Source organism: Candidatus Nanohalobium constans (assembly GCF_009617975.1).
GTDB lineage: Archaea > Nanohalarchaeota > Nanosalinia > Nanosalinales > Nanosalinaceae > Nanohalobium > Nanohalobium constans.
This window is the reverse complement of the sequence record NZ_CP040089.1, coordinates 544,611-561,389: the sequence shown is the minus strand read 5'-3', so window position 1 is coordinate 561,389 and position 16,779 is coordinate 544,611. Positions and strand designations below refer to the sequence as shown.

At 43.0% G+C, this 16,779-nt stretch carries 22 protein-coding genes and 1 tRNA gene; 13 read left to right on the top strand and 10 right to left on the bottom strand.

Features of this window, described 5'->3' with window-relative positions; all coding sequences use genetic code 11:
* Positions 1 to 23 precede the first annotated feature (23 nt).
* From LC1Nh_RS03355 to LC1Nh_RS03345, 3 genes are read left to right on the top strand one after another with little or no spacing between them, the layout of a single operon-like run.
* The gene (locus LC1Nh_RS03355) at positions 24 to 2,201 is read left to right on the top strand and encodes a DEAD/DEAH box helicase (RefSeq protein ID WP_153550296.1); all 2,178 of its coding nucleotides are present in this window, start codon (positions 24 to 26) and stop codon (positions 2,199 to 2,201) included.
* On the top strand, positions 2,201 to 3,229 hold the full coding sequence (locus LC1Nh_RS03350; protein WP_153550295.1) for a DUF460 domain-containing protein: 1,029 nt from the start codon (positions 2,201 to 2,203) through the stop codon (positions 3,227 to 3,229). The genes LC1Nh_RS03355 and LC1Nh_RS03350 overlap by 1 nt, the downstream gene beginning before the upstream one ends.
* Complete coding sequence (locus tag LC1Nh_RS03345; protein ID WP_153550294.1) at positions 3,226 to 3,792, top strand: exosortase/archaeosortase family protein; 567 nt, start codon at positions 3,226 to 3,228, stop codon at positions 3,790 to 3,792. Before LC1Nh_RS03350 ends, LC1Nh_RS03345 begins: the two co-directional genes overlap by 4 nt.
* Here the strand turns inward: LC1Nh_RS03345 and LC1Nh_RS03340 are convergent.
* Positions 3,779 to 4,585, bottom strand: a complete 807-nt coding sequence (locus tag LC1Nh_RS03340) for a hypothetical protein (RefSeq protein ID WP_153550293.1) — start codon at positions 4,583 to 4,585, stop codon at positions 3,779 to 3,781. The genes LC1Nh_RS03345 and LC1Nh_RS03340 overlap by 14 nt on opposite strands.
* 40 nt (positions 4,586 to 4,625) lie before the next feature.
* Between LC1Nh_RS03340 and LC1Nh_RS03335 the strand changes: the two genes are divergently transcribed.
* Genes LC1Nh_RS03335 through ftsY form a run of 4 tightly spaced genes read left to right on the top strand, consistent with a single transcriptional unit; the run spans position 4,626 to position 6,619 of the window.
* Positions 4,626 to 5,093 (top strand): MarR family transcriptional regulator, encoded by a 468-nt coding sequence (locus tag LC1Nh_RS03335; RefSeq protein ID WP_153550292.1) that lies wholly within the window; start codon positions 4,626 to 4,628, stop codon positions 5,091 to 5,093.
* A gap of 6 nt (positions 5,094 to 5,099) precedes the next feature.
* Positions 5,100 to 5,276 carry a 50S ribosomal protein L18Ae gene (gene rpl18a / locus LC1Nh_RS03330; protein ID WP_153550291.1) on the top strand — a complete coding sequence of 59 codons (177 nt, stop codon included), beginning with the start codon at positions 5,100 to 5,102 and terminating at the stop codon, positions 5,274 to 5,276.
* Between the two features lie 4 nt (positions 5,277 to 5,280).
* Positions 5,281 to 5,688, top strand: coding sequence for a prefoldin subunit alpha (gene pfdA, locus LC1Nh_RS03325; protein ID WP_217907000.1), 408 nt, complete (start codon positions 5,281 to 5,283; stop codon positions 5,686 to 5,688).
* Positions 5,689 to 5,728: 40 nt separating this feature from the next.
* A complete protein-coding gene (gene ftsY, locus LC1Nh_RS03320; protein ID WP_153550289.1) occupies positions 5,729 to 6,619 on the top strand; it encodes a signal recognition particle-docking protein FtsY in 891 nt (296 codons plus the stop codon).
* On the opposite strand, the gene LC1Nh_RS03315 is transcribed toward ftsY, so the two are convergent.
* The 4 genes from LC1Nh_RS03315 to LC1Nh_RS03300 are packed head-to-tail and all read right to left on the bottom strand — an operon-like array spanning position 6,611 to position 8,666.
* Positions 6,611 to 6,958, bottom strand: coding sequence for a hypothetical protein (locus LC1Nh_RS03315; RefSeq protein WP_153550288.1), 348 nt, complete (start codon positions 6,956 to 6,958; stop codon positions 6,611 to 6,613). The genes ftsY and LC1Nh_RS03315 overlap by 9 nt on opposite strands.
* A gap of 8 nt (positions 6,959 to 6,966) precedes the next feature.
* Positions 6,967 to 7,308, bottom strand: coding sequence for a hypothetical protein (locus LC1Nh_RS03310; RefSeq protein WP_153550287.1), 342 nt, complete (start codon positions 7,306 to 7,308; stop codon positions 6,967 to 6,969).
* A 42-nt stretch (positions 7,309 to 7,350) separates the two neighbouring features.
* Positions 7,351 to 7,863, bottom strand: a complete 513-nt coding sequence (locus LC1Nh_RS03305) for a hypothetical protein (RefSeq protein WP_153550286.1) — start codon at positions 7,861 to 7,863, stop codon at positions 7,351 to 7,353.
* Entirely contained in the window at positions 7,860 to 8,666 is an 807-nt protein-coding gene (locus LC1Nh_RS03300) for a hypothetical protein (RefSeq protein WP_153550285.1), read from the bottom strand. Before LC1Nh_RS03300 ends, LC1Nh_RS03305 begins: the two co-directional genes overlap by 4 nt.
* A gap of 58 nt (positions 8,667 to 8,724) precedes the next feature.
* Here LC1Nh_RS03300 and LC1Nh_RS03295 point away from each other — a divergent pair, with 58 nt between their 5' ends.
* Together LC1Nh_RS03295 and LC1Nh_RS03290 are read left to right on the top strand one after the other, a co-directional pair.
* Positions 8,725 to 9,063 carry a hypothetical protein gene (locus LC1Nh_RS03295; RefSeq protein WP_153550284.1) on the top strand — a complete coding sequence of 113 codons (339 nt, stop codon included), beginning with the start codon at positions 8,725 to 8,727 and terminating at the stop codon, positions 9,061 to 9,063.
* 39 nt (positions 9,064 to 9,102) lie between these two features.
* On the top strand, positions 9,103 to 10,392 hold the full coding sequence (locus LC1Nh_RS03290) for a signal recognition particle receptor subunit alpha (protein ID WP_153550283.1): 1,290 nt from the start codon (positions 9,103 to 9,105) through the stop codon (positions 10,390 to 10,392).
* A 557-nt stretch (positions 10,393 to 10,949) separates the two neighbouring features.
* On the opposite strand, the gene LC1Nh_RS03285 is transcribed toward LC1Nh_RS03290, so the two are convergent.
* A complete protein-coding gene (locus LC1Nh_RS03285) occupies positions 10,950 to 11,234 on the bottom strand; it encodes a hypothetical protein (RefSeq protein ID WP_153550282.1) in 285 nt (94 codons plus the stop codon).
* A gap of 105 nt (positions 11,235 to 11,339) precedes the next feature.
* On the opposite strand from LC1Nh_RS03285, the gene LC1Nh_RS03280 reads away from it, so the two are divergent.
* Positions 11,340 to 11,867, top strand: coding sequence for a YfcE family phosphodiesterase (locus LC1Nh_RS03280; RefSeq protein ID WP_153550281.1), 528 nt, complete (start codon positions 11,340 to 11,342; stop codon positions 11,865 to 11,867).
* Between the two features lie 55 nt (positions 11,868 to 11,922).
* Positions 11,923 to 12,513, top strand: a complete 591-nt coding sequence (locus tag LC1Nh_RS03275) for a nitroreductase family protein (RefSeq protein ID WP_153550280.1) — start codon at positions 11,923 to 11,925, stop codon at positions 12,511 to 12,513.
* Between the two features lie 120 nt (positions 12,514 to 12,633).
* Here LC1Nh_RS03275 and LC1Nh_RS03270 read toward each other — a convergent pair whose 3' ends face one another.
* Positions 12,634 to 12,831 (bottom strand): cold shock domain-containing protein, encoded by a 198-nt coding sequence (locus tag LC1Nh_RS03270; protein WP_153550279.1) that lies wholly within the window; start codon positions 12,829 to 12,831, stop codon positions 12,634 to 12,636.
* 113 nt (positions 12,832 to 12,944) lie between these two features.
* On the opposite strand from LC1Nh_RS03270, the gene LC1Nh_RS03265 reads away from it, so the two are divergent.
* Positions 12,945 to 13,700, top strand: a complete 756-nt coding sequence (locus LC1Nh_RS03265; protein ID WP_153550278.1) for a hypothetical protein — start codon at positions 12,945 to 12,947, stop codon at positions 13,698 to 13,700.
* Between the two features lie 86 nt (positions 13,701 to 13,786).
* On the opposite strand, the gene LC1Nh_RS03260 is transcribed toward LC1Nh_RS03265, so the two are convergent.
* From LC1Nh_RS03260 to LC1Nh_RS03250, 3 genes are all read right to left on the bottom strand, one after another.
* Positions 13,787 to 14,278 carry a hypothetical protein gene (locus tag LC1Nh_RS03260; protein ID WP_153550277.1) on the bottom strand — a complete coding sequence of 164 codons (492 nt, stop codon included), beginning with the start codon at positions 14,276 to 14,278 and terminating at the stop codon, positions 13,787 to 13,789.
* Positions 14,279 to 14,334: 56 nt separating this feature from the next.
* Positions 14,335 to 14,483, bottom strand: a tRNA-Trp gene (locus LC1Nh_RS03255).
* A 42-nt stretch (positions 14,484 to 14,525) separates the two neighbouring features.
* Positions 14,526 to 15,734 (bottom strand): MFS transporter, encoded by a 1,209-nt coding sequence (locus tag LC1Nh_RS03250; protein WP_153550276.1) that lies wholly within the window; start codon positions 15,732 to 15,734, stop codon positions 14,526 to 14,528.
* 82 nt (positions 15,735 to 15,816) lie between these two features.
* Between LC1Nh_RS03250 and LC1Nh_RS03245 the strand changes: the two genes are divergently transcribed.
* The gene (locus LC1Nh_RS03245; protein ID WP_256727597.1) at positions 15,817 to 16,779 is read left to right on the top strand and encodes an MBL fold metallo-hydrolase RNA specificity domain-containing protein; all 963 of its coding nucleotides are present in this window, start codon (positions 15,817 to 15,819) and stop codon (positions 16,777 to 16,779) included.

Sequence of the window (16,779 nt, the reverse complement as noted above, 5' to 3'; positions counted from 1 at the left end):
AATTCCCTACACAACACTTATCCGTGCTAAAGACAGAAGAAATAGAAAGCCGGACATATCAGGAAGTAATCGCAGCATCAAGCCGCGACCAAAACACCTTAGTCGTCCTACCCACAGGACTAGGAAAAACCATGATCGCACTCATGGTAGCATCCCAAAAACTAGACAAAGGAAAAACACTGTTTCTCGCACCAACCAAACCACTAGTTCAACAACACAAAAGAGAATTCAACAAGTTCCTAGACATACCTGAAGACCAGTTAAAGGTAATGACAGGCGACACAAGGCCAGCCAAGAGAGAAAAACTCTGGCAGGAAAAACAGGCATTCTTCGCAACACCACAGATAGTAGAAAACGACATAATCTCAGGAAAAATACCGTTCGAAGACTTCTCACTGGTTATATTCGACGAAGCACATCGAGCAACAGGAGACTACGCCTACAACTTTATATCAGAGAAAACATCATGTCAAAAACTGGCACTAACGGCCTCTCCAGGGGGCGACAAGGAAAAAATCATGGAGGTCGCTGACAACCTGGAAATAAACAACTTTGAAATCAGGACTGAAGACGACCCAGATGTAGAACCATACATAGAAGACAAAGAGGTCAACTGGAAGAGAGTATCGCTTGACAACCGCTTCCAGACTGCCAACAAAAAGATGGAAGATGCCAAGAGAACCCAGTTGAAGAAGCTTCAGAAACTGGATCAGCTAGACTCCATAAATAATGTTCAGAAAACTGATTTACTGAATCTAAGAGGTAAGTTGTCCTCAAAACTTTCCTCGACTGATGACCCTAAACTCTATTCTGCAATTTCACATGTTGCAACAGCCTTGAAGATGTCTCAAGCTATCGAACTACTTCAGACTCAAGGAGTCAGCCAGGCCTACGACTACATCAGAGGACTGGACAACGACGATTCTAAGGCCGCTGCCAGAGCACTAGAAGACGAGGACTTCCTCAAAGCCAAATCTTTAATCGAATACCTGAGAAAGAAAGGAGAAGAACATCCGAAAATTGATAAGACGCGAGAACTCCTATCTGACCTTTCCGGAGATGAAAAAGCGATCGTATTCACCGAGTATCGTGCCACTGCCGACAAAATACTAGAAGAACTTGAAGAGGAAGGACTTAAGCCTGTCAAGTTTATCGGGCAGCAAGGAGACGATGGAATGAGCCAGACAGAACAGATAGAAACACTCTCAGAATTCGATGATGGCGAACACAATGTCCTGGTATCTACATCGATAGGAGAAGAAGGATTGGACATCCCTGCGGTAGATAAAGTCTTGTTCTATGAGCCTGTGCCTTCTGCTGTCCGTGATATTCAGAGAGCGGGTAGAACAGGTAGACAGGAGGAAGGAGAGGTCACAGTACTTATAGCGGAGGATACAAGGGATGAGGGATACTACTGGAGTGCTCATCACAAGAAGAAGAACATGAAGAAGACCTTGAAGGAGTTGAAGAACTCTGATGAGATAGAGGAGCGTGAGGACGACCTCGATCAGAGGAAACTGGATAGTTATAATGAGGAAAAGAAAGAAGATCAAGCTGAAGAGAAAGATGATGGAATCAAGGTCGTAGCAGATGACCGTGAGAACAGCATCGCGAAGGAGCTTTCTCGCAGCGATATAGAAGTTGAGAAGAAACGCCTTGATGTAGCTGACTTTATTGTTTCTGATCGTACCGGTGTGGAGAGGAAGGAGGCAGCTGACTTTGTTGATTCTATAATTGATAATCGTTTGTTTGACCAGTTGCAGGAGATTACTCAGTTTGAGAATCCTATCGTGATTATCGAGGGAAAGAATCTGTATCATCATCGTGATATCGCTCCTGAAGCCATCAGAGGCGCTATTTCCAGTATGGCTCTAGACTATGGTGTGCCTATTATCTGGACGCAGGATGAGGATGACACAGCTGAGACATTGAAGTCGCTGGCGAAGCGAGAACAGAAGGATAAAGATCGGGATGTACAGGTCAGAGGAACCAAGAGCGGTATGACTCCTGAGGAAACTATGGAGTTTATTGTCTCAGGAATCCCTGATGTGAATACAAAGATTGCGGAGAGGCTTCTAGAAGAATTTGGCACTGTTCGGAAAGTATTCACAGCAAGTAGTGGAGAGTTACAGGAAGTTGATGGAATCGGTCAGAAAACAGCCGACAAAATCACGGACTATGCAACACGAAACTACGAATAATGGCTAAAAAACCGCTTATAGTCGGAGTAGACCCTGGAAGCACATCCGCAGTCGCAGCAGTAACACTAGACGGAGAGGTAGAACTTCTGGAATCAGGTAAAAACTTTCCGCCGCGCGAAATAATCCAGAGACTCATCAAAGTTGGCAAACCGGTCGTAGTAGCATCCGACAAAGGCAAGACACCGAGTAAAGTGGACAAGATTTCTTCATCACTTGGTGCAAAAACTTTTGAGCCGGAAGAAGACCTTTCCCAGGATCGGAAGAAAAGACTTGGGAAAGGAGCCAACAGTCACGAGCTAGATGCACTGGCCTCTGCGGTACATGCCCAAAAACAGCTTCATAAAGAGATACGGAAGATTAACAAGTTGAAAAGCCAGTTAAACCGGGATAAGATAGAGGTAGCTGAGAAGGTCTTCGAAGGCGAGCCTGTAAGAAAATCTGAGGATGCGACGCCAGAGGAACCTGATGAGTATGGTGAAGCTGGAGAAGCTTCTGGATCTGGTGATGACGTGGATCCTGAGAAAAAGCGTTTGGAGAAAAAGGTTGAAAACCTTGAGGAACAGGTTCAACGGCTGAAATCTGAACTTGGTGAAGAGAGAAGTGAGAAGGAAAGCCTTAGGGCTAAGTTAAGCCGGCTGAGAGATGAGGAGCGGAAAGAGGTTAGGAAAGAGGAAGAGGTTCAGAAGCGGGAGGCAGAGATCAAAAGAAAGAATCAGGAAATTGAAGAGCTTGAAGAGGAAATAAGCGATTACAGGATAAGAGAAAAACAGTACAGGAAAGCAGTCCGGAAAATCTTCCACGAGGACCGTGACCTCGTCCGTGTAGTCGATAAGTCGGTTGAAGAAGTACCTGAAAAAGCAGTAACCAGAAATAAAGATCTGATAGAGGTCTTGGAGAACCGCGGCTGCAACATATACCATGTAGACAGGGTAGAGGGCGTTGAACTAAGCGATTTCTACCTGGTAGAATCCTTCCCAGAACCTAAAAACTTTGAATCCATAATTGAAGATTACAAGGATTCCAGATGAGATTTGACTCTGAACAATTTACTGAGACTCAGCAGAAGCTTTTTCAAACACTCCTGTTCATGGCAAAACTACTGGTCGTCGGAGCCATATTTCAGGGAATCCTGTACATACATCCAAACACAGAGTTCCTTCAAAGCTTTCTAGCTGAAATAATAGGTGCGATGCTGAACTCTACAGGAACCCAGACAACTGTCAATGGTATAAGCCTTCTAACCAGTAAAGCAGAATACATCATAACACAGGACTGCCTAGGATGGAAAAGCATAGCAGCATTCTACGCACTGACATTTGCATCCACAAAAAGAACGCTAGAACACCTAAACTACCTGCTGCAAGGAACAGCAGTAATAATAATCGCTAACATAATCAGAGTCTACACCACGGTAGTACTAGCTGAAAAAGGCATAGTCTCATTTGACCTAATACATGATGTGCTCTGGAGTTGGAGCCTGACATTCCTAGTACTGGCTATGTGGGCTTACTGGATGCTAGAACTGAAAGACAGAAAACCAATCTTCCAGCAAAGAATACAGGAAAGAGTCAGAGAATTCAACCGAGAATAATATACTGAAGAACCGTAAAACCTGCATCAGTCAAAACCAAGGCAGCAGGGAACACAGGCATGAAACGCAAACCATGCATAACCTCCACAGTCCCATCCAACTCACTGATCTCCTCCTCACTTACTCCACGAATCTTATCATCTTCCTTCAAAACCTCACCGCCGTCTAACTCATCCACATCAACTTCTTCAACTAGTGCATATTCTTCAACTACCTGCAAAAACCGGTAAAGGAAAATCATGAACGCTGTCGCAGCATAAATCACAGCTGCGTTTTGAAGACTTAGAAAACCAAATATTACCAAAGCTAGGCCTAATTCTAAACCTATTCTCAACCTATCGTCGTACAATTTGTCTCTTAGCTGTTCTCCAAATCCTTTTTTCTTCAAAGCTCTGATTGAAGCAAAGACCAAAGTATAGACGAAAGCTACTGCTACCAGGTTAAAGAACATGTTGAAGCTGTGGCTGATAAATCCTGATGCCGAAAGGACGAGGTAAGGTGCCCCAAAACCTAATGCTGATAATCCAAGTGCGTCTGCACCGCCCCACATACCTTTCCAATAAGCAAACCAGCCATAAAATGAGAAAATCGTTCCTGCAACTACAGAATAAATGAGAGGGTTCCAACTTCCTAAAATGAAGCTTTCCGCTGCGTGAAGTCCTAATCCGCCTATTATCGCGGTTACTGCGAATTCGTCTGGTACATCTCCGAGCTCGCTTCTGACATCAAATATCGATGCTATGAACAAAGTTGCAAAAGTCAATATGTGGGAAAAATGCACTAAAACTGTCATCACATTAGTTTAAATCCAATCAAGACTAAAAAACAGTACCATGAAGGACTGGCAAAAACTACTTCTGGACCCGGCAGCATACACAGTCCTAAGACAACTAGTCCAAGAACCCAAGACAAAACAAGAACTATCCGAAGAAACAGGGATAAAACCGGGAAGAATGGACAAGCTTGTCAAAAAACTGTTGGAAAACGAGTTAATAACTCAGAATGTAGAGAATGGCGTCCGAAAACTCGAACACAACATCAACCACGATCATGTCAAACAACTAAGGATAGAGATAGAAGAATTCACGACAAATCATATTGAAGACGAAGTGAAACTAGGCAACTTCCAGGAAGCAAGGCAAAAAATCCATGACAAACCAATGGTAGAAGACTTGCACAAAAGGAAGTCACTTGCTAAGATAGAGGCACTGCAGAAACTTGAACAACTTCCACAGACAGACAAAAAACAAGATGTAGGTGGGAGCTGGCAGAGTTTAAAAGGTTTCATTCCGCGTCTGTAAAACATTATGACAACTTTTGAATTCTCAGGAGAAATCCAGCTAGGTAACCACGCTCAGCCATTCGACCGTGAAATCGAAGCTGAGTCAGAAAAACATGCTAAAGACAAACTATACTCAGAACTCGGCAGCGAACACAGCAAGCCAAGAAGCAGCATCACAATCGAAGAGTCTCAGGAGGCATAATACCATGGAACAGCAAGAAATGATGCAGGAATACCAGCAACTACAGCAGCAGATGGAAGAAATGCAGGAATATCTTCAACAGGTCCAGCAAAGCAGGGAAAATGTTCAAGACGCGATTACAGCGATCGAAGGACTTGAAGATGTAGAAGAAGGAAGCGAAATCCTAGCACCGATCGGAAAAGGAGCATTCGTCACAGCCAAGATCCAGGACACAGAAAATGTCGTAACCAACATCGGCGGCGACACATACCAGAAACGAGAAAATGACGAAGCAGCAGACGCCCTAGAGCAGGAGAAAGAGAAACTTCAGGAGACCAGAGAAGAACTTGAAGAGAACCTGCAGGAAATGCAGCAGCAGATGCAGCAAATCCAGATGCAGCTCCAGCAACAACAGCAAGAAGCACAACAATAACTCCTTTTTCTTTAAACTTTCATCTCCACAAACTCTTCTTATGCTAGACAAATTCAAAGAATCAGTCAAAGACTTTTCCGAAAATGTAAAGTCAACTGTAGCGGAAAAAGAACTGGACGAAGACACACTCAACCCGCTTCTAGAAGAACTAAGACTCAAACTGCTTCAAAATAATGTCTCGCTCGAAGCAGCAGAAGCCATCGAAGAAGAACTAAGAGAAACCCTACTAGGGGAAAATGTTCGTAGAGGTAAAGCAGAAGAAAAAGTAAACGAAGCAGTCAAACAAGTACTACTAGACCTGCTAGACGATTCATACAGTTTCCTGGGTGAGCTACAAGATGCTGAAAAACCACCAGTCGTCTTCATGATGGGATTCAACGGCTCAGGAAAGACAACGACATCAGCCAAGCTTACAGAGATGCTTCAGAACCAAAGTGAGGGAGTGGTTCTTGGTGCCGGTGATACTTTCCGGGCAGCATCGATAGAACAGTTACAGGAGCATGGAGAAAAACTTGATACCAAAGTCATCAGCCATGAATACGAGTCAGACCCGGCAGCAGTAGCTTATGACGCTGTTGAACATGCAGAGAATGAAGATAAGATTGCATTGATTGATACGGCTGGTAGAAGTCATGCTGATCAAAACTTGATGAATGAGCTGGAGAAGATGGTCAGAGTCAATGATCCGGATATCTCGTTCCTTGTAGTCGATGCCTTATCTGGTAACGATGTTTTGGAGCAGGCAGATGCATATGAAGGGATGTTCGACGCTATAATAGTCACCAAAATGGATGTCGATGAGAACGGCGGTGCTATAATTTCCATAAGTCAGAGAAGCGGTAAACCGGTTGCCTATATCGGCACAGGGCAGAAGTATGGAGACTTAGAGGAGTTTGACAAGGAAGAATTTGTAGAGGAAATATTAGAATAAGTTATCTATTTTTTCTTCTAAATCTCTCATTGATCTTTCTCTGCTGTTGCTTGTAATTTTTTGGTCTTTTATGACTCCCTCATACTTTAATAGATCATCTAAGTCCTCTAAACCAACACTATAAATAGAGGTGGCTAAATCGTACACAGAGTCTATTTGGTCCACTTCATGACTCATCATAAACTCCTTGGCTTCAGCGTCTAGTTCCTGTCTTTCTGCAGGAGTAGCTTCCAAATATTCATCTTTTGCTTCATTTAGTTTCTGTTGAAAAATTGAATAACCTATAGCTGTGCCTGCTGAGACTAAAGCACCTGAAAGTACTTTTTCAGACCAATTCATAGAAAAATCTAGCTAAATGCTGTGCCTTCGTCTAGGCGTTTTTGCATGGATTTCTCCAGTTTCTTCAGTTTGGATTTCAGTGGTTGGAGGTCTTCGTCCATTTCGTCCATTTTGATCTGCTTGCCTTCGCTTCTTTTCTGGATTCGGTCTTTTCTCATTGTGGCGAGTAGGTGGTTGACTTCTGCTACTAGTTGTTCGTATTCTTTGAGTTGTGCTTCGATGTAGCTGATTTCTTCTCCTAGTTCTTCTCGCAGCTCTGCTGTGACTTCGTCCTTGACTTCTTGTTTCATCTGTTCTTTGTCAAGTCCGAACTGCTGCCTGACCGTTGAGTAAAATTTCTCCATTCCCATAATTTTAACGCCTTGTATTTACCTATTCATACTAAAAATCTTTTAAGAGTTGTCCAGGTTTTCAGGAACCACAACTCCCATTTCCTCAAACTGGTCTTGGCTGTAGAACCTGGCTGTCACAGCGCCTAGAACAGCGTCAAACTCCTTAGCTCCGCTGATGTCTCCCTCGATTCCGATCGATTTTAGAGCGTCTTCTCCATCCAGCATCAGTTCTTCAGCGGTTATCTGTGGTTCAAATCTGATTATCTCTGGAATATAATCTAACTGGTGTTTCAAGTGTTTTTCCAGGCTCTGCAACCTTTCAACCTTCCTTTCTTGATGGCTGTTCGGTGTAAAGATGTATCCCTCGTCCTGTAGCTCCTGCTCGGCCTTAGTAAACTCTTTAGGTCCTTGCTCTGTACCTACATCGAAAGCTATAATCTCGGGTTGTTTCTCCTCTACCAGGTCAACTATTTCTTGGTTGGTTTCAACTGAAAAGGTTTCCAGTTCATCTCCTAGAAAAGCGATTTTCGAGTCTTTATCCAAGCTGTTGCTGAGTATAACTCCTGCAATCATTCTTGATTCACCTTAGCCAATCTTTTACCGTTTTCAAAATCTACAAGCGTCTTATTATTCTCCTTTTCTTCCTCAATTTTCTCCTTAATCGCTTTCCTCTCAATCTTGATCAGGAAATCATTCAAAATCTTGTTAAACTCCTGAGGCTTCTCATAAAAACTGAAAACACCTGATTCAACCTCAGAAACCGAAGCACTAGACATCAAATTCTTAGCATAACCTCGATCGGAGAAAATATCTCTAGTAGCATGTACAATCATACACTCCTTCTCAGGCTTCCTAACGCCGAACCTTTCCTGAAATGACTTAAAATCGTTGAAATCAAGGAAGCTGACATCCTTACAGAAACTCCTAACCTCCTTATAACGCATAGATTTCATGAAAAGCTTCTTGAAAAGCTTCACAGGGAAAACTCCTGAGGTCAAACCCTGATAAACTTCCTTAGGAATACCTTTCTTCAACTTCTTTTTAGCCCCGCCAACAACAGTCGCTGAAACACTCTCATGTGCCTCAAAACCCTGTACCAGAGAATTGCTGTAGTTAGCACCTATCAAAACAATATTATCCATTTCATCCTGGTTAATTATCTGTTTCAAAGCCTTTCTATGACCTTCAAAACCTCGGTTACTGACTGTAGGCTGATAAGTTACTGTCCTGTAATCCTCAGAAAAATAATTTACCTGGTACTTCCAAGCCTCTGCTGAGAAAACACCGGGAACAAACACAAGCTGAATCCGTGACTCAATCTCTGAATCATACAAATGCATATTTTCGTCTCCAACTCTTGTCAGCGAAAACTCCATTGTAAGAATAAAACGGTAGTGAAAATCTTTTATCCCTTAAACACACAACTCCTCATAGATGGATAATTCTGCCGTAAAAGCAATCATAATAGCACTCATCTCTGCCGCCGTCGGAGCACTACTCAACCAAAAAACAACAACCATACAAGCAGCAACAACAATACCAATGACAGCCTGGCTCCTCTTCCAATTCAGAACCCTGGAAAAAGCCTGGAAAAGCCTAGGCTTACTACGGAACCCAATACTATCAGGAATAAACGCATTTTTCGCATCTTTCATATACCTATCCTGGAATACGGTGCCATTGATGAAAGCAATCTATCTCTCAACCGGAGTATTCCTACTTGGAGGGGTACTAGGAACACTCATGTACAAGTACTGGAATATTGGTCACTGAGAGACAGACCATTTAATCCTTGCCACTTCATTCCTAGACATGTTTGACAAAATCAAGGACAGCATCCAGAAATTCTCCTCAAGCAATGTAGCAGATGAAGAAGCAGTAGAACAACTAGTCAAAGACATACAAAGAGACCTCATAAAAGCAGATGTAGATGTAAGCCTGGTCTCAGACCTTTCTGACGAAATAAGAGAAGAAAGCCTGGGAGAGAAAAAAGACGGTCTAAGCAGAAAAGAACATGTACTGGAAGTAGTCTATAACAAGCTAGAAGAACTACTCGGAGAGGAATCCGAAGTTGAGATAGAGCCACAGACAATACTACTATGTGGACTCTACGGAGCAGGAAAGACAACTACAACAGGTAAACTAGCGGACTTCTACCGAAAAAGAGGCATGAAGGTTGGAGTCATCGCAGCAGACACTGACAGACCAGCCGCATTCGAACAGCTACAGCAGATTGCGGATGATGTTGAAGCCAGTTTCTACGGTGAGAAAGATGCTGAAGATCCTGTTCAAGTCGTTGAAAACGGTAAGGAAGAGCTGGATGTCGATGTCTTAATCGTTGACTCGGCGGGTAGGAACTCGTTGAATGATGATTTGAAGCAGGAACTCTCTGATATGGAGAAGGTTCTACAGCCCGATGAGAAGTACCTGGTTATCCCTGCCGATATTGGTCAGTCTGCGAGAGATCAGGCTGAGAACTTTGATGATGCAGTAGGACTTTCTGGAGTTATCGTTACTAAGATGGATTCCTCCGCTAAAGGTGGTGGGGCGCTGGTTGCATGTCAACACGCGGATATCTCTGTCAAGTTTATCGGTACCGGTGAGAAGATGGCGGACCTCGAAGTTTACGATCCTGTTGACTTTGTGTCTGATATGATTGGGCAGCCGGACCTGGAAAGCCTTCTGGAGAAGATAGAGGAGCTGGACACCGACCCGGAGGCAATTCTGGAAGGAGAATTTACCTTGGAAGACTTTCAGGAGCAGATGGCATCTGTCACAGACAGTGGAATGATGGAGGAAATGATGAGTCAACTACCATTCTCCTCAGACCAGATCCCAGACAATGTTGCTAACCTGACTGAAGGCAAAATACAATCTTACAATGTCATAATTGACTCCATGACTGATGAAGAAGTAAAAGATCCATCAGTAATCAATAGAGAAAGAAGAGAAAGAATTGCGAACGGTTCAGGAACATCTGTAGAGGATGTTCAGGAGCTGATCAAGCATTACCGTCAAACTAAGAACATGGTTGACAAGTTTGACAAGAAATCTATGAAGCGTGGTAATATGCAGAACATGATGCAGAAGCTTGGGCTGTAGTTTGTTAAACTTTTTTAACTCTTGTTAACTGAGGTTAACATTTGTTTAGTCTGGTTAATACTTCTGAGGAGGAAGTCCTGGAATTCTTCTGCATGAATCCTATGCAAAAGTACTCGGTCTGAGGTTTCAGAGGAGCTAAGTTATTCTAAATCTTCTATTTCAAGCAAGTTTGATGGTTTAAATGATAAAGGGGTCCTAGATCTGGTTGAGGAGAGAAATTCCAAGCTAGCTTCGTTTAAAAGAGAGGAAAATACTGATCTAAAGCAGTCAGTAAATCTGGACAGATTTCGTACTTCAGATTTAATTAAGGAAATAGTGGAAGACTACAAGGGCGAGATACTTGAAAACATGTTAGAAACACTTGCAAACGGCATCATTCTTCATGGTTATCTAAATATAGCATGAGAGGATGAAATATGAGAGAATTTCAGTCATATGTTGAAGAAGGGAACGTTAAGGAGCAGTTGCCAAATCATGGAGAAGCATGATCACTACGAGCACAGGCAGTTACAAGATTTGAACAACAGATACAAAGTAAGGAAATAACTTCCTGTCGATTAAAAATCAACTTTTTCTATTCTATGGCGAGCATCCTCAATATCTGACTTAGTGTACAGTTTTCCCCTACCAATTCTTCTCTTGAAGTCTTTTTCCATGTCATAAAACTCTAGGGCTGCTTTCTCGTCGATCTGTATAAGTTTGAGGTGGGCTGTTTGACTAGTAACTCTTATAGAATTAATGAACTCGGTCCATCTGCCTGGAACAGTTTTATTAGTTGAGGCTACCGCTTTGGTTACTCCCAGAAGCAGGAGAATACTTTTCCTCTGTATTTTGTCTCGCATTTTAGGCACTTAGACCACATATACCTCATACTCCCCTAAACTCCGCCCTAACAAATATTCAACTCAACCAGTATTTAAAGATACTCGGACCTCATATGAATTCATATGATAGCAGTAGTCTCCGACAGCCATGTTCCAACCCGGGCAGAAAAAATACCTGAACCAGTCAGAGAAAAAATGAAGGGCTCAGATCTGATAATACACTCAGGAGACTTCGCCGAACAAGAAGTATACAACGGAATAGAAGAATACGGAGAACTAATCGCTGTAAAAGGAAACTGCGACTTCTTCGACCTACCGAATTCTAAGGCATTTGAGAGAGATGGTGTGAAGTTCGGAGCATATCACGGCACAGGTATTAATCCGCGTGGAGATCACGACACCCTTCAGAAGATAGCTGTGGAAGATCTCGAAGTAGATATATTGATCACGGGCCACACTCACCATGAAGAGCTCACGGAGCTGGAAAACTGTATAATCCTGAATCCTGGCAGCTGCACTGGTGTGGGTGGAGGATCAAGCAGGGAGACAAATCCAACAATGATTGAGATAGATGAAGAGGATATGAAGGCTAAACTCCTCGAGTTAGAAGATGATGAACTAGTAGAGAAGGATTCACTCAAACTAAAATAAGGTTACTGTATAGTACCTAGATACCTTTAGTAACTTTCTCTCGAAGTTTTCATTCATGAAAGAATTACGAGAAGATGTTGAAGGCAAGCGAAACGCAGAATACGAAATCAGTCCGTTATTCCTGAACCGTTACTCTCCACGCGCACTGGAAAGAGACATGAACCAGGAAGATCTGATGGCATTGTTCGAAGCCGCCAGATGGGCGCCAAGCAGCTATAATAATCAGAGCTGGAGATTCATGTACGCAACTTATGAAGACCAGGAATGGGAAGACTTCTGCAGCCTAATGAATGACTTCAACCGCGACTGGGCAGAAAAAGGATACGCACTAGTAGTAGTTGCATCAAAAACAACCTTCGACCACAACGGCGAAGAATCAATAACCCACAGCTTCGACACAGGCGCAGCATGGGAAAACCTGGCGCTGGAAGCAGCTAGAAGAGATCTAGTAGCTCACGGCATGCAGGGATTCGACTACAAAAAAGCAAAAGAAGTACTGGATATTCCTGAAGGATTTGAAGTAGAAGCAATGGTTGCTATCGGCAGTAAAGGAGATGAATCTGAACTGCCGGAGGATATGCGGGTAGAGCCGAACGGAAGGAAAGATATGGATGAGATAGTCGCTCAGGGAAGCTTCGACTTCTAAAAATTTCCTCCTTCAACTCTTTCGTACCAGGTTCTAGCTGTTGTTTTCTAGGAGAAATAGTAAAATTAAATAGAGAAAAAAGAGTTTTTTAGAGAAACAAATTGACTCATTCTAGGAGCTTTAAGCCAGCTCTAGATTTGTTGCCTTTGGACCTCTGTCGCCTTCTTCCTGCTCGAACTCTACATCAGCGCCTTCTTCAACTTCTTCTACGCCTTCAGGTAGTTCGCTCATGTGGAAGAAAACATCGTCGTCAATCTCTTCAGTCTCGATGAATCCGTAACCGTCTCCATCATGGAAGAACTTTACAGTACCTTGCATAAACTAAATAACACCTCCTTTGTAATTTGTAAATAAACAATTCCCACCCATCTTTATAAGGGCGACATACACTTCCTCACATCCAAATAACAAACGAAAAAATGACGCCAAACATGAAACTGGAGAAACATATTTCTGAACAAAAAACTGAAACAAGTTTAGGAAACCTGAAAAACGAAATAAACGACTATCTGAACAACGGTGATCTAGCCCGGTTACTTCTAACAGCGATGGGCGAGAAACCTGCAACAGACGTAGAGGTTTTCCTACCCGATGAAGAAGAATTGAACAAATTGATTTCCAAATTAAACTCTATAGGCTACAACTGCTACGTCAACAGAAACCCTGGAAAGACAATTGCTGAATCATTCACAAAAATGCTGGGAGACACATCTAACACATCAGAAATGATTGAAAAAGCAGAAATAAAGGCTAGAATCTTCTGCACCAAAAAACAGTATTCCAAGGAGTTCTTCAAACCAATTACAGACAAAAAATACAAAACAAAAATGCACAGGAGATACGGAGAATTCCTTCAGTTCGAAGAGGAAAATATAGAATCCTTCATTTACTCAGATCTGCCTATATGGAAAAAAGTCTTCTACCGCCTGAGAAAATCCAAACCAGAAACTCCAATAGGACCTCTAAAAGCCTTAGACAAATACGAAGACAACCCCAGCCAAGAAAAACAGAAACTGGTATCAGCACTAACCTTTGGAAAAGTAGCCGACACCCAGAAAAACTACCGGAAAATGCTTGAAAAAACACGTAAAAGAAAAAACGCAGTTAAAAAATCCGAATTAGAATTAAACTTCTTTCTTGAAAACCTAGCCGACCCAAGAATAGAAATGGAAGACCAAAAAATTTAGAAATTACAGGAAAAAACTCTTCCCTTCCATCCTTTCTTAGATGAATACGTAGCCGACTCAGAGCAAATAAACAAATCTTTTTGGGTCTAACGATGTCTCAACCCGTGCTCCACGTGCTCACTAGGCGATCTCTTACCATCAAAATCTCCAAGCTCTTCCTCAAGCTCCCGGAAATCCTTAGAAAGCTTACCATGATTCTCCGAACGAGTCAAACCCAGGTAAAACTCCTCAACCAACATCTCACGCAGACTAGTATGCTTCTCATGTCTGAAATACGACTTAATATAGCTTTTCAAAAAGCTCTCAAAATTCTGCGGAGTAACCGGAGCCTCATCCAACTCCTCATCCCAGAGAACACTCCACTGCTCAGCTAGCTTATCAAAATCAACGGTGTATTCTCGCGGATCAGAATCCTTAACCACATCCAAGTATCCCTCATCCACAGCACCTAAAATAATTTGCTCAGCCTGCTCATCATCAAAACCATGCTCCACTCCAAGCCGAACACTATTACTCTCATCATCCAAAAAAATATTCCTGAAAACCTTGTAAACCGCAACCGAATTATGAAAATCCATAAACCCTACTAACAACTTCTCTCAATAAAAAACTTCCCAAAAAACGCAGGAAAACTTGGGGCCGGCATGATTTGAACATGCAACCTACCGCTAACTCCTAATAAGCGAGGCTTTAATCATCAAACCCTTTCTCGCGAAAAGGTTCTCATCCCTCCAGTAAAGGTTCTCTGGAGGCGGTCGCTCTCCCAGATTGAGCTACGACCCCTTTACTCTACCACTTGGTCGACCAGTTTTATATTACACTTTGTCAGAGCTTCCAATAACCTGCCGCTGTTGCCATTACTGTCAGACCTGCAAGTGTAAGCGGGAATGCAGGTGTTGCGATGGCAGCGGCGATCCCTGATAGCATGCTGGGTACTGCGTTTCCGAGTGCACGAACGCTTTGATTGGTTCCAAGCGCTAATCCCTGGTCTTTGTCGGCTGCCTTGTTTGAGACAAGCGTGTTCAGACTGATCTGTGTTACAGAGTTGTTAAACTGGAAAAGCGTTACAACTGCCAGGAAAACAGCGATGCTCTGTGGTACTGGCTGGAGGAAGATGAAGAGTCCTGTCAGGAACAGTGTAAAAGGCATAACATTCTCTTCTTCGAACCTGGAAAACAGTTTCGGCACTATGTATCCCTGACCGATTATCAACAGTATACCAATGTATAGGAAGAAGTTGCCGGTCTGGAACTGGCTGAATCCAAAGTTTTTGACCAGGTAGACGGGAATGAATGTTGTGAAGAAGGCGAACCCGGAGAAGTAGAAGAAGTTGGCAGTAAACAGTTTCTTCAAGCCTGGCAGCCCCCATCCTTTCTTTAACTGAGTGAAAGGTTTCTTCCAGTTGATCTTCTTGTCTTCCATTGGACTTGTTTCATGCAGCGATTTCGTCACATAAAGTAGGGAGATGGTTGAGACGGCTGCTGCAAACCAGAAAGGTGTTGTAACTGAGAAAAAATGTAGAAAGTCGGATGAGAGGAATCCTCCGAGGAAAGGTCCGAAGATAAATCCTATTCCGAATGCCATGCCAATTATTCCAAAGTTTTTCGACTTTTTGTCGTCCTCTGTTATGTCTGCGATCGTTGCCTGTGAAACTGAGACCAATCCTCCTGTCAAACCATTGAGAACTCTGGAAGCGAACAATACAGCGATACTGTTGAACATTATGCCCAGTCCAAAGACTATTGAAGAGATAACTGTGCCAAAGACGGATACCTGAATCACTTTTTTCCTGCCATAAATATCACTGATCTCACCCAGGATCGGAGTAGCGAAGAACTGACCTAACGGATAAAGCCCGATAAGAAGACCCAGCAAAACATAACCGATCTGGATTGATACTCCCTCTGAAAGCATATAGAAAGTCGAGCCAGGCTCAGTAAACAACAGCGGTGCAATCGGAATCAGCACCCCAAAGCTGATCACCTCGGCAATAATCGTCAGGAAAAGCGTTCGAATAACTTTTGAATCACTCATGATAACCGACTCAGGGAATTAGTTATTTCAAAACCCTCTGAACTGAGGTTACCGATTTAAAATCTGCCGTCTCTGCATAGGTGTGAAGATAACGGAGAAAGACGGCATCCATATACAAGGAGAAGAGAAGGTAGTTGCCGACTCCAGAAACAGTCAGGGCGACATCAACCTTGTCAGTCACGCCCACTTCGACCACATGCACCTCAGCGACTCAGAAGTAGTTTGTTCAGAACTAACTGCTAAGCTTGCAGGTGCCAGAGCCGGTAAAGAAGTCAAGAGAACAGAACATGACAGAGTTGAATTATACAACTCCGGTCACATACTAGGGAGCTCAGCCGCAAAAATCAAAGGAGAAAAAAGCGTTCTATACACAGGAGATGTCTCCCTAAGAGACAGAGTGTACTTAGACGGTTTCAATCCAGTTTCAGCTGACATACTCGTAGTAGAATCAACTTATGGCATACCAGCATATCGCTTCCCAGAGCAGAGAGTAATAGAAAACAGGATCAAAGACTTTATCCAGAATGAAGGTTCTCCGCTGATTCTATTTGGCTATTCGTTGGGAAAAGCTCAGAAGATTCAGAAACTAGCAGAACAGGCAACTGAAAGACCGATACTGGCACATGGCTCCGTCAAAAACATGAACGATGTCGTAGAGGAATCCGCGGAAAAAGAGTTCAGAGCCATTCCATACGGCGAAAACAAGGAGCTGATGGAAGACAACGGAATACTTGTAGCACCTTCAAACACTTCCCAAAGTGACTGGGTAGAAAAACTTGTAGACAAGACTGGAGCCGTTAAAGCAGGATTCTCTGGCTGGGCGACCACAGACTCATTCAAGTATCGCGGCGGCTACGACGAAACATTTCAGTTATCCGATCACTGCGACTTTGACGGTCTAGTCAAGCTAGTAGAAGAAGTTGACCCGGAAAAAGTGTATGTACAGCACGGATTTGATGAAGAATTCGCATCATACCTCAAAAGAGAGAAAGGATTCAACGCACGAGCATTGAAACAGAATCAGAGCTCTCTTACTGATTTCTAG

What these genes read in the sequence shown, in the direction of transcription:
- LC1Nh_RS03350 (WP_153550295.1), top strand. Translation starts at nt 2,201, where the DNA reads ATGGCTAAAAAACCGCTTATAGTCGGAGTAGACCCTGGAAGCACATCC.
- LC1Nh_RS03345 (WP_153550294.1), top strand. Translation starts at nt 3,226, where the DNA reads ATGAGATTTGACTCTGAACAATTTACTGAGACTCAGCAGAAGCTTTTT.
- LC1Nh_RS03340 (WP_153550293.1), bottom strand. Translation starts at nt 4,585, where the DNA reads ATGACAGTTTTAGTGCATTTTTCCCACATATTGACTTTTGCAACTTTG.
- LC1Nh_RS03335 (WP_153550292.1), top strand. Translation starts at nt 4,626, where the DNA reads ATGAAGGACTGGCAAAAACTACTTCTGGACCCGGCAGCATACACAGTC.
- rpl18a (WP_153550291.1), top strand. Translation starts at nt 5,100, where the DNA reads ATGACAACTTTTGAATTCTCAGGAGAAATCCAGCTAGGTAACCACGCT.
- pfdA (WP_217907000.1), top strand. Translation starts at nt 5,281, where the DNA reads ATGGAACAGCAAGAAATGATGCAGGAATACCAGCAACTACAGCAGCAG.
- ftsY (WP_153550289.1), top strand. Translation starts at nt 5,729, where the DNA reads ATGCTAGACAAATTCAAAGAATCAGTCAAAGACTTTTCCGAAAATGTA.
- LC1Nh_RS03315 (WP_153550288.1), bottom strand. Translation starts at nt 6,958, where the DNA reads ATGAATTGGTCTGAAAAAGTACTTTCAGGTGCTTTAGTCTCAGCAGGC.
- LC1Nh_RS03310 (WP_153550287.1), bottom strand. Translation starts at nt 7,308, where the DNA reads ATGGGAATGGAGAAATTTTACTCAACGGTCAGGCAGCAGTTCGGACTT.
- LC1Nh_RS03305 (WP_153550286.1), bottom strand. Translation starts at nt 7,863, where the DNA reads ATGATTGCAGGAGTTATACTCAGCAACAGCTTGGATAAAGACTCGAAA.
- LC1Nh_RS03300 (WP_153550285.1), bottom strand. Translation starts at nt 8,666, where the DNA reads ATGGAGTTTTCGCTGACAAGAGTTGGAGACGAAAATATGCATTTGTAT.
- LC1Nh_RS03295 (WP_153550284.1), top strand. Translation starts at nt 8,725, where the DNA reads ATGGATAATTCTGCCGTAAAAGCAATCATAATAGCACTCATCTCTGCC.
- LC1Nh_RS03290 (WP_153550283.1), top strand. Translation starts at nt 9,103, where the DNA reads ATGTTTGACAAAATCAAGGACAGCATCCAGAAATTCTCCTCAAGCAAT.
- LC1Nh_RS03285 (WP_153550282.1), bottom strand. Translation starts at nt 11,234, where the DNA reads ATGCGAGACAAAATACAGAGGAAAAGTATTCTCCTGCTTCTGGGAGTA.
- LC1Nh_RS03280 (WP_153550281.1), top strand. Translation starts at nt 11,340, where the DNA reads ATGATAGCAGTAGTCTCCGACAGCCATGTTCCAACCCGGGCAGAAAAA.
- LC1Nh_RS03275 (WP_153550280.1), top strand. Translation starts at nt 11,923, where the DNA reads ATGAAAGAATTACGAGAAGATGTTGAAGGCAAGCGAAACGCAGAATAC.
- LC1Nh_RS03270 (WP_153550279.1), bottom strand. Translation starts at nt 12,831, where the DNA reads ATGCAAGGTACTGTAAAGTTCTTCCATGATGGAGACGGTTACGGATTC.
- LC1Nh_RS03265 (WP_153550278.1), top strand. Translation starts at nt 12,945, where the DNA reads ATGAAACTGGAGAAACATATTTCTGAACAAAAAACTGAAACAAGTTTA.
- LC1Nh_RS03260 (WP_153550277.1), bottom strand. Translation starts at nt 14,278, where the DNA reads ATGGATTTTCATAATTCGGTTGCGGTTTACAAGGTTTTCAGGAATATT.
- LC1Nh_RS03250 (WP_153550276.1), bottom strand. Translation starts at nt 15,734, where the DNA reads ATGAGTGATTCAAAAGTTATTCGAACGCTTTTCCTGACGATTATTGCC.